Origin of the sequence: Dorea sp. AGR2135, assembly GCF_000420885.1 — a bacterium.
Classification (GTDB): Bacteria; Bacillota; Clostridia; order Lachnospirales; family Lachnospiraceae; genus Dorea; species Dorea formicigenerans.
On the sequence record NZ_ATVU01000008.1, the window covers coordinates 105,068 to 116,224 of the forward strand.

At 40.2% G+C, this 11,157-nt stretch carries 10 protein-coding genes and 4 pseudogenes; 9 read left to right on the top strand and 5 right to left on the bottom strand.

The window, feature by feature from the left end:
• Nucleotide 1: 1 nt before the first annotated feature.
• The 3 genes from phoU to G593_RS0107335 all read left to right on the top strand — a co-directional run bounded on the left by phoU (nt 2) and on the right by G593_RS0107335 (nt 2,813).
• Entirely contained in the window at nt 2-655 is a 654-nt protein-coding gene (gene phoU / locus G593_RS0107325; RefSeq protein ID WP_005338966.1) for a phosphate signaling complex protein PhoU, read from the top strand.
• Nucleotides 652-1,326, top strand: coding sequence for a response regulator transcription factor (locus G593_RS0107330; protein ID WP_005332268.1), 675 nt, complete (start codon nt 652-654; stop codon nt 1,324-1,326). The genes phoU and G593_RS0107330 overlap by 4 nt, the downstream gene beginning before the upstream one ends.
• Nucleotides 1,327-1,496: 170 nt before the next feature.
• On the top strand, nt 1,497-2,813 hold the full coding sequence (locus G593_RS0107335) for a sensor histidine kinase (RefSeq protein ID WP_029731261.1): 1,317 nt from the start codon (nt 1,497-1,499) through the stop codon (nt 2,811-2,813).
• A gap of 224 nt (nt 2,814-3,037) precedes the next feature.
• On the opposite strand, the gene G593_RS21740 is transcribed toward G593_RS0107335, so the two are convergent.
• Both G593_RS21740 and G593_RS0107340 read right to left on the bottom strand, forming a co-directional pair.
• Nucleotides 3,038-3,139: a hypothetical protein gene (locus G593_RS21740; protein ID WP_005338963.1), complete on the bottom strand. Its 102-nt coding sequence runs from the start codon at nt 3,137-3,139 to the stop codon at nt 3,038-3,040.
• A gap of 413 nt (nt 3,140-3,552) precedes the next feature.
• Entirely contained in the window at nt 3,553-4,707 is a 1,155-nt protein-coding gene (locus G593_RS0107340; protein WP_029731262.1) for an FprA family A-type flavoprotein, read from the bottom strand.
• 233 nt (nt 4,708-4,940) lie between these two features.
• On the opposite strand from G593_RS0107340, the pseudogene G593_RS21250 reads away from it, so the two are divergent.
• The 4 genes and pseudogenes from G593_RS21250 to G593_RS0107360 form a co-directional block, all read left to right on the top strand.
• A pseudogene (locus tag G593_RS21250) lies at nt 4,941-5,528 on the top strand (hypothetical protein); the annotation flags it as partial.
• Nucleotides 5,521-5,782 (top strand): annotated as a pseudogene (locus tag G593_RS0107350) (tryptophan synthase subunit alpha); the annotation flags it as partial. The pseudogenes G593_RS21250 and G593_RS0107350, both read left to right, overlap by 8 nt.
• 122 nt (nt 5,783-5,904) lie before the next feature.
• On the top strand, nt 5,905-6,555 hold the full coding sequence (locus G593_RS0107355) for a hypothetical protein (protein ID WP_022279226.1): 651 nt from the start codon (nt 5,905-5,907) through the stop codon (nt 6,553-6,555).
• 5 nt (nt 6,556-6,560) lie between these two features.
• The gene (locus G593_RS0107360; RefSeq protein ID WP_044911947.1) at nt 6,561-6,905 is read left to right on the top strand and encodes a hypothetical protein; all 345 of its coding nucleotides are present in this window, start codon (nt 6,561-6,563) and stop codon (nt 6,903-6,905) included.
• A gap of 2 nt (nt 6,906-6,907) precedes the next feature.
• Here G593_RS0107360 and G593_RS0107365 read toward each other — a convergent pair whose 3' ends face one another.
• Complete coding sequence (locus G593_RS0107365; RefSeq protein ID WP_022279227.1) at nt 6,908-7,915, bottom strand: hypothetical protein; 1,008 nt, start codon at nt 7,913-7,915, stop codon at nt 6,908-6,910.
• An 81-nt stretch (nt 7,916-7,996) separates the two neighbouring features.
• On the bottom strand, nt 7,997-9,442 hold the full coding sequence (locus G593_RS0107370) for a carbon starvation CstA family protein (RefSeq protein ID WP_022279228.1): 1,446 nt from the start codon (nt 9,440-9,442) through the stop codon (nt 7,997-7,999).
• 64 nt (nt 9,443-9,506) lie between these two features.
• Here G593_RS0107370 and G593_RS21455 point away from each other — a divergent pair.
• Both G593_RS21455 and G593_RS0107380 read left to right on the top strand, forming a co-directional pair.
• Nucleotides 9,507-9,850 (top strand): annotated as a pseudogene (locus G593_RS21455) (transposase); the annotation flags it as partial.
• Between the two features lie 482 nt (nt 9,851-10,332).
• Nucleotides 10,333-10,761, top strand: a complete 429-nt coding sequence (locus tag G593_RS0107380; RefSeq protein WP_029731264.1) for a DUF5301 domain-containing protein — start codon at nt 10,333-10,335, stop codon at nt 10,759-10,761.
• 229 nt (nt 10,762-10,990) lie between these two features.
• Here the strand turns inward: G593_RS0107380 and G593_RS21460 are convergent.
• A pseudogene (locus tag G593_RS21460) lies at nt 10,991-11,157 on the bottom strand (ISNCY family transposase); the annotation flags it as partial.

Consider the following 11,157-nt stretch of genomic DNA (forward strand, 5'->3'; position numbering starts at 1 on the left):
TATGCGTAATAAGTTTGATATGCAGCTGGAACGTCTCAACAGCCAGCTGACCCATATGGGAGAGATGTGTGAGATTGCAATTACCAGAGCAACGAAGGCGTTGGAAGATGGTAAGATTGACGAGGCGCAATCTGTCCAGGAGGCAGATGAAGAGATTGACCAGTTAGAAAAAGACATCGAACGTCTTTGTCTTAAGCTTCTGTTACAACAGCAGCCGGTAGCAAGAGATCTTCGCCAGATTTCAGCGGCACTTAAGATGATTACAGACATGGAACGAATCGGAGATCAGGCATCTGATATTGCGGAGATTATTATTTCTGAAAAGAAGACTGAGGCAGCAGATATTCCGGTTATTGTGAAGATGTCTGAAGCAGCAGCAAAGATGGTTCGGGACAGTGTGAATGCTTATGTGGAAAAAGACCTGGAGTTGTCACGTGCTGTTATCGAATACGATGATGTTGTAGATGAGATGTTCGAGGAAAATAAAAAACAGCTGATCGATTACATTTCTAAGAATGGTGGAGAAGGTGGAAAGGAAGCCATTGATCTGATCATGGTCGCAAAATACCTGGAGAGAATTGCAGATCATGCGACCAATATTGCAGAGTGGGTAGAATTTTCAATTACAGGAATCCACAAGGAGAGCAAAGTATGATATTTTGTGTAGAAGACGATAGTAACATTCGAGAATTAGTCATATATACACTTGAGACCACGGGCTTTAAAGCGCGTGGTTTTGAGGATGGAAAGGAATTTTTAGAAGCGCTGGCACTGGAGACACCGGAATTGATCTTATTAGACATTATGCTTCCGGGAATGGATGGGCTGGAGCTTTTAAGCAAATTAAAAGCGTCACCGAAGAACCGTGACATTCCGGTCATTATGTTGACAGCAAAAGGGGCAGAATACGATAAAGTAAAAGCACTGGATGCCGGGGCAGACGATTACGTGACCAAACCATTTGGAATGATGGAGCTTGTATCCAGGATCAAAGCAGTCCTTCGAAGAACACAGAAAGATACACAGGATCCACAGGACGTCATTGTTCTTGGTGACATTGAGATGAATACGAAAAAACATGAAGTAACTGCAGATGGAGAAGTTGTGACATTGACGCTCAAAGAGTATGAACTTTTGAAGCGCCTTATGAAGAACCCGAACATTGTTATGACACGAGACTGTCTGCTGGAAGACATCTGGGGATACGATTTCGACGGTGAGACGAGAACTGTCGATGTACATGTAAGAACACTTAGACAAAAACTTGGCAAAAGCGGAGAGAAGATCGAAACAGTTCGTGGCGTCGGATACCGCATGAGTGAATAAGAGATAATATAGAATAACAGGGGACGGAAGCAACGGAGAAGGAACGAGAAGGGGACGGGAGCAACGGAGCCAAGGCGAGTATGCCCCGTCCCCAAAGCGAGGCGCAAGCCCGCTCAAGAGGCTCACCCGTCCCCAAAGCGAGGCGCAAGCCCGCTTGGAAAGGGACGCATATGAAACTTAGAAGCAAAATTCAACATAGTATGATCATGGTCATCACAGTGACGCTTCTGGCGGCATATGCGCTGACCACACTGGTTATCTACAGACAGAATGTAGGTTTAATGGAGCAGGAGACGCGTCAGGAAGCGAATTATATTGTAAAGGCAATCGAGATATCCGGGACAGATTACTTAAAGCAGATGGACGAGGTAGAAAAGAATACAAGAATTACCTTGATTGATCCGGCAGGCGATGTTCTGTACGATTCTACGGAAGACGCGGTGACTTTACAGAACCACAAGAATCGTCCGGAAATCAAGGCTGCCCATAAGAATGGTACTGGTCAGGAAATCAGAAGATCCATGACGATGAGCAAGGAAATGTTCTATTATGCAAAGCTTCTTCCGGATGGAAATGTACTTCGTGTATCCAAGACTATGAACACAGCGCTTCACACAGCAATTTCAATCCTTCCGATTATGGGATTGATTGCAGTTGTGGCTCTTGCATTTGCATATCTGCTTTCCAGACAGCAGGTAGCAAAGTTGATTCGACCAATTAATGAACTGGATCTGGAGGAACCTCTGGAAAACGAAGTCTATGAAGAGCTGACACCGCTTCTTGAGAGCATTGATAAGCAGAACAAAGAAAAAGAAGCCATTGCCAATATGCGAAAAGAATTTTCAGCAAATGTGTCTCATGAACTGAAAACGCCACTTACCTCAATTTCAGGTTATGCTGAGATCATGAAGAGCGGAATTGTGAAACCCGAAGATATGCCACGTTTTTCAGAGAAAATTTACAACGAGGCAAGGCGATTGATTACATTAGTAGAAGATATCATCAAGTTATCACATCTGGACGAAGGAAAAGTCGAACTGGAGAAAGAAGATATAGATCTCTATGAACTAACGAGAGAAATTATAAGCCGCCTGGCACCACAGGCTTCGGCGAAGAAAGTCCACATGGAGTTGACCGGAGAATCTGTTATTTACAATGGAGTCCGACAGATTCTAGATGAGATGGTCTACAATATTTGCGAAAATGCGATTAAATATAACCAAGAAGGCGGAGAAATCCGTGTCTGGGTCGGAAACACACTGAATGGAAAGAAGATTATCGTGACAGATACAGGAATCGGAATTCCTAAAAATCAACAAGAACGGATCTTCGAGCGGTTTTATCGCGTAGATAAGAGCCACTCAAAAGAAATTGGCGGAACCGGACTGGGACTATCCATCGTAAAACATGGCGCAATATTGCACAATGCAAAGATTCATGTAGACAGTGAATTAGGAAAAGGAACGAGGATGGAATTGACATTTTAATAACAAGGGACGTAGTCAACGGGCGATTGACTACGTCCCTAATTGCGTTCTTGGGGATAAAGAATAGGCCACTGTGAGAATGCAAAGGAATTCTTGAATTGACATATATTATATTTAATGTTAATATAGATATATCAAAAGAATAAGAAAGGTGCTACCGCTGACGGTTCGCCTGATATTAATGGGTTATGAATAACCGCTCATGTTTGCAGGACGATGGGCGGTTATTCTTCTGTCTTGGAGTTATGCTTTCCATGCATATACCCAAGACTATAAAAAGTCGCACACAGTGAGATTACTGTAATAAGGTCATTTATGGTTAGCATAATCTTATCTCCTTTCCAAAGATTTTAGTAAATGAATCTATGTAATCGGAGCTATAACTCTCCGCGAGAAGCGAACCGCCATACACACGTCAGTGTGTGATAGCATCTAAAAACATTATATCAAAAATATTCTACAATAACAATAAAACATTCAAAAAATATATTAAAATATGTTGAAACAATATATTATGGAATATACACTAAAGGAAAGAACATGTGAATTGTTTGGTAGACATGCTGTTTTCCTAAATAATCCACGATTATGTCGGTTCGAGTCTGTTCTCGGGTCTGCGCTTCTGTATAATAATTTCCTGTACCATTGATGATTGTATATCCATTCTTATCTCTTAGTATACAAAAAAATGTTGAACGACAACTGAAACTGTCATTCAACATTTTTTAAGGAGTTTTATTTATTTACATAACTCTTCTGCCAGGTTTTCAAGCTGTGTTGTGCTTTCTTCGTTGAGCGCTGACATAATCTTTACAGTAGTTTCTGTAAATGTGATTTCTTTGCTCTTTTCAAATAACTGACGCATCACTTTGGCAGCGGTTGCAGCCCAGGAACCATTTTCAATCAGCCCGATGGTACGTTTCTGGTAATTGCGTTCGGTCAGTGATTCAATGAACTCTCGCATAAATGGGAAGACATCCCCATTGTAGGTTGTTGTTGCCAGTACGAGGCGGTCATAGCGGAATGCATCTTCCACAGCCTCGGCAATGTCATCTCTTGCAAGATCTGTGATTGCAACTTTCTCACAGCCTTTGTCTACTAACATCTGAGCCAGTGATTCAGCAGCTTTCTTTGTATTTCCATAGACGGAAGTATAGGCAATGAGCACGCCTTTATCTTCCGGCTCATAAGCAGACCATGTCTGATACAGGTTCAGATAGAAGTCCGGATTTTCGTTCAGTACTGGTCCGTGGAGTGGGCAGATGGTCTGGATATCAAGACCGGCAGTCTTCTTAAGAAGCGCCTGCACCTGAGCACCGTATTTTCCAACAATTCCGAAATAATAGCGTCTTGCTTCGCAAGCCCAGTCTTCCTCAACATCCAATGCACCGAATTTTCCAAATGCATCTGCGCTGAAGAATACTTTTGCATAGGAATCGTAAGTCATAATGACTTCTGGCCAGTGAACCATAGGTGCTGCAACAAATGTAAGTGTATGTTTTCCAAGTTCCAGTGTGTCTTTTTCTTTGACTACAAGCTGGTGCTCTGCATAATCACATCCAAAGAATTGCTTCATGATGGTAAATGCTTTCGCGCTTGCCACAATTGTGGTATCTGGATAATTCTCCATAAATATGCCAATACTTGCGGAGTGATCAGGTTCCATATGTTGAATGATCAGATAGTCTGGTTTTGCATCACCGAGCACATTTTTTATATTTGCAAGCCATTCTTCTGAAAAATGTGCGTCAACGGTATCAAAAATGGCAATTTTATCATCCGTGATCACATAAGAATTGTACGCCATACCATTCTCTACCTGATACTGTCCTTCAAAAAGATCAATGCCATGGTCGTTCACGCCAACATATTTGATATCTTCTGTAATAGTCATATTGATTAATACCTCCTGTATTTTGAATTACATATCCTAAATTTATAAGACATATTATAAGTCATATAAAGGGGAAAAAGATAGTATTTTGCAAAATGTATTTAGAAAAGTACAAAAGAAATTTCAGAATATGTTGACCATAAAAAATGTTGTGCTAATTTATAGAAAAATAATTTAATCAACTAAACCGTTGAAGCGGAGATTAAAGCAATCATGCGCGCACAGAGAGTGCGGGTCAGGTGCTTCGTGAGATTATCGATGAGAACCGGACACCGGAACTTCCGGGACTTCCAACATTTACCGGAGGGCTGGGCGGATATTTCTCCTACGATTACATCAAATACAGCGAACCAAAGCTTCGCCTTTCCGATGAGGAGAAAACCGAAATCAAGCCTCAATTCTCTGAAGAAAAATACGAGGAAATGGTAGAGAAAGCGAAGCATTATATTCGGGAGGGAGACATTTTCCACGGAATGAAGTCCTATTTCTGCCAGGATGAGTACGGACAGATTGCACCGGTATATTCCATTTCCGCGGGACTCGATTATCCGGGAGTCGGACCGGAACACGCACATTTATACGACCTCGATAGAGCGAAGTACGTGCCGGTTACAGATGACGAGGCAGTTGACGCATTTGAATATTTATCCAGAATCGAAGGCATCATTCCGGCAATCGAGAGCGCTCACGCAGTAGCATATGCAAAGAAAATCGTACCACAGATGGACAAAGATGAGATTGTAGTCATTACATTATCCGGACGCGGAGACAAGGACTGTGCAGCAATCGCACGTTACAGAGGGGAGGATATCCATGAATAAAAACATAAAAAAAGCATTTGAAAAAGGGAAAGCATTTATTCCATTCATCACGTGTGGTGATCCGTCGCTGGCGGTGACAGAACGGATTGTGTACGCTATGGAAGAGGCAGGCGCAGACCTCATTGAACTTGGAATTCCATTTTCAGATTCGTCAGAAAACTTCTATACCAATGGTTTTCATGACCTATGCAAATGTGGTATACTCTTATGGTACAGAGCGCTTTGCGAAGGCGGCAGCAGAAATCGGGATGGAGTTATTGTAGGTTCAGCAATTGTGAAGCTCTGTGAAAAATATGGAGCAGATTGTGTCCCACACATTTCCACATTCGTGAAAGAGATGAAGGACGCAATCCGGTAGAAAGGACATGCGTAGAAAATGGCAAGATATGTGAAAGACCTGGTGCTGAACAAACCAGAAGATTTTGTAACATTTATTATGAACGACTATTTACAGAAAAATCAGTTCGTTGTATCAGAGTGGAAAGGTGAGCCGGCTTACCGGACAGGAGATGCTCTGATCGAAGGATACAAGTATCTGAAATGGTCCTATGAAAATGGAACACTTCATCTGGAAGCATGGATGAAAAGCACATTTGGAAAAGAAATGGGTCTGGACGGGTTCGTAGGAGCTTTGCAGAAAAAGCCATATAGAGAGGGGCTTGAGCAGCTTTTTCATGTGTTAAAGCAGGCGATTCCTGAGGCCGGTATGAATGAGATGGCAGCAAAGCAGGGCATGAATGGGGCAAATGGACAGTCAAAACCACAGCCGGTTCAGGTGAAGACCGTGGATAATTCCAGCGCAGCAACGATGGCACTTGTGTTCGGAATTCTGGCATTTGGTATCAGCTTTTTATCACCATTGATTTCTATTATCCTTGCAATACTTGGCTACAGTAGAGCACGCATAGGCATGCAGTCCGCATTAAAAGGACGGGCAAAAGCCGGGCGAAACTTCTGTATAGTTGCAATTGTACTTTCTATAATTCTATGGGTAACGAACCTTGTGCTGACAATTATGGTCCGGTAAATGTTATGGAGCTTAGAGAGCGGATCTTTCAGGAGACAGAACGAGAAAAAGCGCAGGATTATCTATGGAACGAATTAGTCCTGCTACAGAGTCAGACCTTTCGTACCGTGAAGGGACTGGAGTATACATATCAAATCCGTGGAAATGAAATGTTTGTGTCAAGAAAGACGAAATCCATAACGAAAGCGTCCGTGGATTTGGCACTTGAAAAAATCATAGAATTAAGTGGAAAGGTAGCAGGACCTAAAAAACTGAAATGCTTCGGCGCAAGCTACCTGTATCCGATATTTATAGAAATGGGACTTATTAAGAACAGCCCCTTCTTTATTGAGAGGGCAAAAATCAGATGAGACTATTTATAATCCATTACCAGGAACATTGGTTTGATCGTAACGATTTCATCATACTCTTCTTTTTCGACTACAACGTTAGAATTCAATGCTTTCAAATCTTCCTTTAAAAACTTTAGAGCTTCAGGAATTGTCTCTGCACGACCTTCTTTCATAATATCCTGCATTCTTTTTAACACGATTGGATGTGCATAATATGCAGGAACCGGAAAGTCCGGATATTTTTGGATGTATGTTTCCATTTGCTGAATGGATCGTTCCAGTTGGTTTTCGATATATTTTTTATTGTTTTTAGAAGTCGGCAATACATTTGCTCCGGCGAACAGAAAAATTGCTGCCAATCCAAATAACAGGAAATACATACCGAATCCGGCATGAGTCAGAAGGGAGTAGATTCCATAAAGGAATGCTCCGATGCCCAATATTACAACAGCAAGAGCGACCCATTTATAAGCGGGATTGCTTCTATCATAGGTTCTCTTTTTCTTCGCCGACAGGCTCAGATCCATGTAGTAATCGGATTGCTTTTTAAGATAATTTTCTGCGCGTTCAAGCTTGGTAAGCCGCTTTTTGATTTCTTCCGGAAGAATGCGTTCGCGCTGCTTTTCTTCCAGCCATTTTCTTTTTTCTTCCAGTTTTCGCTCGGCTTCTATACTGTGCAGCGGAATCTGAGGAAATCTTTCTTCAATATAAGCCAAAAGACGATCCACATCTTCTTCATGTTTGAAGTTACATTGTTTTTCTTTTCCATTTTCATATACAACTACGAGATAGGATAACGTTCCAAATGCTCCTTTTCCTGTAAAACCACCTTTGCTCATGGCAATTCTTTTAAAGATTCTTTCTATGGAAGAAATTGGTATGTAATAACGTCTGTCAAAATAAAAACTGTTTAAATAAATTGCTTTTTCCCCAACACCGCAAGGGCCTATTTTTTTGCAGTTTTTTTTGTCAGTGGTTAATTCAGCATCTGGGATTGTTACAGTTCCAAGTCGTTGTGGTTTAAACATAATATCATCTCATTTCATTTGTATATTTTAAAAGAACTGTGAAAAACATGATGTCTGTCTGTTTTTCACAGTCCTATAGTCTTAAGCCTGTTTTCTGGCAGGTTTTCTTGTTGACCAGATAAAGATTCCAAGGAACAATGCTGCCAGGATAATTCCTGCAGGATAAGCAACTGCTGTAGAGAATCCCAGACATTCATCTGCACAGAAGAAATAGGTCATGGAAACGGCGCTCATAAATGTTGCAGGAACTGCTGTGATCCAGTAATTCTTCTTCTCGCGGAACAGATACATACTTGCTGTCCACAAAACGATCATTGCTAAAGTCTGGTTTGTCCAACTGAAATATCTCCATACAATGGCATAATCAAGATGTCCTACAAAAGCACCGACTGCCAGAAGCGGTACACAGAGAATCAATCGTTTCTGCATTTTATTCTGATCGATCTTGAACCAGTCTGCAAGTACAAGACGGGCACTTCTGAATGCGGTGTCTCCGGAAGTGATCGGGCATACGATAACACCGATCATTGCCAATGCTACACCGATGCTTCCCATTGTCTTAATACACACATCGTAGATAGCGGCTGACTGACCGTTAGCAAGAACTTCGCTTAAACCTGTGTTGAGACCACCTGTCACTTTGTAAAGTGCACATCCTGCGGCTGCCCAGATCAGTGCAATCACACCTTCTGCTACCATTGCGCCGTAGAATACGAAATGTCCCTGTTTCTCAGATTTCATACAACGAGCCATCAGAGGGGACTGTGTAGAATGGAAACCAGAAATAGCTCCACATGCTACGGTGATAAACATGAAGCTCCAGATTGGTTTTCCGTCAGGATGCATATTTGTAAAGTGGCTCCAGATTTCCGGAATTGTATAATTCGGATTTGTGAAGATACCGATGATAACACCAAGAGCCATGATGATCAGACAGATACCAAAAAGCGGGTAGATGCGTCCGATAATCTTATCAATAGAAATAAAGGTCGCGATAAAATAATATAACAAAATAATCCAAAGCCAGAATTCAGGATTTGCAAGAAGTCCAGTGATACCTTTGTTCCCAAGCAAAGTGACGATCAAGCCGGCAGGACCTACTGCAAATACAGTACCAACCATGACAAGAAGTACTACACTGAATACACGCATAACATTTTTCATAACATTTCCAAGATAGATTCCACATACCTCAGAAATCGACGCTCCGTCATTTCGTTCAGAAAGCATACCGGAGAAATAATCATGCACACCTCCGGCAAAAATTGTACCGAATGTAATCCAAAGGAATACGACCGGTCCCCATAAAGCACCCTGCATGGCACCAAAAATAGGTCCAAGACCGGCAATGTTAAGTAATTGCACAAGGAATAACTTCCATTGCGGCATAACGACATAATCTACTCCGTCATTGATTCTGACAGCAGGAGTTTCTCTGTCGTCAGGTGCGAATGTGTTCTCAACTACCTTTCCATAAACAAAATATCCGCCAATAAGTAACGCTAAACAAATAATAAAACTAATCATACAAACACCTCCAGAAAACATAAATGATAGCGTTTTTCAACCTACTTATATTATAGGATTGTTTATAACTAATAATTATTATAATGATTTTTTTGAATTAGGGCAACAGAAAATTAACTTTAGTTTCTTCGAATTGAGTTTACCTGACGACGATCCAGTCTATACCCTAAAAAAGTGATGGAGGAATTAGATTTTTCTGGCTTGTTAGCCAATTGTTCAGATAAGGGAAGAACCGGGTACAATCCAATTATGATATATGCTGTAGTTACCTATGCAAATATGCGGGGAATACGTTCTGTTGACCGTATTGTTGATCTGTGTGAAAGAGACCTTGCTTTTATCTGGCTGACGCGCGGACAAAAACCGAAACGTGATGCTTTTTATCGTATAAAAACAGGTACTAAATTGAGAAAATTCGCATAAATACAGTATCTATCAGCAAAACAGCTAAAGAAAAATAGGGAAAATTACAACGAAATTACAACAAATGAAAGAGCTTTATGTAACGACTTATAAAGAGAAATACAAAGTTATGGAAGAATGACACTTGAAACTTAGTGTCTTTTTCTGTGCCGTGAAATGACAAACTATTTCATTTCTGCTTGATTCCCTTAAAACTTATTAGTCTATGGTTTGTCAAGAGCTTGTTGTGTAAGCAATGCGTTAGCACTCTTTACAAATCATAGACGGATAAGTAATCTCTCAAAAGCGGAAAAGAAATGATAATACTTAAAGCAACATGATATAATAAATTAAGAAAGCTGGAAGTTAAAGAGATATGCAACTTAAGATTTTTTTAGAAATATATTCTCTAAAAATTTATATTTTTCTGTTAAATTATAGTTAGTTGAATAAAATTAGTGTACTGATTAAGTTGGAGGTGAAATTAAATGAAACGAAAAATTTTAATCATAGCAATCGTTGCATTAGTTTTAGGTGGAGTTTTCTATATTGTTAAAAAAATGCTTACAGCGGAAAATCTTTACACATTCAATATTTCTAAAACAGATGGTTTAAAAAGTATATTGCTGAGTAAGGGAACGGTGCAAAAAAAAATTACCGATTTGCAAGAAATAGAAGATATTATCTATGTGTTGGACGGAGACGGGAGAACTACTAAAAAAGAAAGTATAAATGATTATCCTGTTGGTATAAAAGAACCTATCAAAGTAGAGTTAAAATCAGATAATAAGAAAGATAGTATAGCCGTTATTTATATCTATGAAGATAATTCTCTGTATTATTTAGAGCAACCTTATAATGGTATTTATCAGATGAGTGGCGACGAGTACAACGGCATAGTAAAATATCTTCGATAATTGTTAAGGAAACAATCGGAGTTGGTGTAAACGAAAAAGCAGTCTTGAAGTTTAATTTGTACGGCAAATGAAAAATTAAAAATTATATAGGTAATTGCGAAACACATTCCTAAAACTTGCGTAAAAGAGATAAACGTTCTATCTTACAGATATTTTAATGCAGAAAATAAAAAACACTTGATTTTGGGCACAACAAATAAGCCTCATCTAGCTATGAAGTTGGTAAGTCCTATGCAATAAGAGGTTTCAGACTGCGAATATATTCATGATGTTTAATTTTATCTGCAAGCACTACGGTTATCAGTTGCGTAATGCCTGCAAGTATTAAATCGGCGTGCAACGTGTTTTCGTTTTGTGTACGACGACCTGCTAGGCAGAGGTTTGCTTTGATATGAT

What these genes read in the sequence shown, in the direction of transcription:
- phoU (WP_005338966.1), top strand. Translation starts at nt 2, where the DNA reads ATGCGTAATAAGTTTGATATGCAGCTGGAACGTCTCAACAGCCAGCTG.
- G593_RS0107330 (WP_005332268.1), top strand. Translation starts at nt 652, where the DNA reads ATGATATTTTGTGTAGAAGACGATAGTAACATTCGAGAATTAGTCATA.
- G593_RS0107335 (WP_029731261.1), top strand. Translation starts at nt 1,497, where the DNA reads ATGAAACTTAGAAGCAAAATTCAACATAGTATGATCATGGTCATCACA.
- G593_RS21740 (WP_005338963.1), bottom strand. Translation starts at nt 3,139, where the DNA reads ATGCTAACCATAAATGACCTTATTACAGTAATCTCACTGTGTGCGACT.
- G593_RS0107340 (WP_029731262.1), bottom strand. Translation starts at nt 4,707, where the DNA reads ATGACTATTACAGAAGATATCAAATATGTTGGCGTGAACGACCATGGC.
- G593_RS0107355 (WP_022279226.1), top strand. Translation starts at nt 5,905, where the DNA reads ATGGCAAGATATGTGAAAGACCTGGTGCTGAACAAACCAGAAGATTTT.
- G593_RS0107360 (WP_044911947.1), top strand. Translation starts at nt 6,561, where the DNA reads ATGGAGCTTAGAGAGCGGATCTTTCAGGAGACAGAACGAGAAAAAGCG.
- G593_RS0107365 (WP_022279227.1), bottom strand. Translation starts at nt 7,915, where the DNA reads ATGTTTAAACCACAACGACTTGGAACTGTAACAATCCCAGATGCTGAA.
- G593_RS0107370 (WP_022279228.1), bottom strand. Translation starts at nt 9,442, where the DNA reads ATGATTAGTTTTATTATTTGTTTAGCGTTACTTATTGGCGGATATTTT.
- G593_RS0107380 (WP_029731264.1), top strand. Translation starts at nt 10,333, where the DNA reads ATGAAACGAAAAATTTTAATCATAGCAATCGTTGCATTAGTTTTAGGT.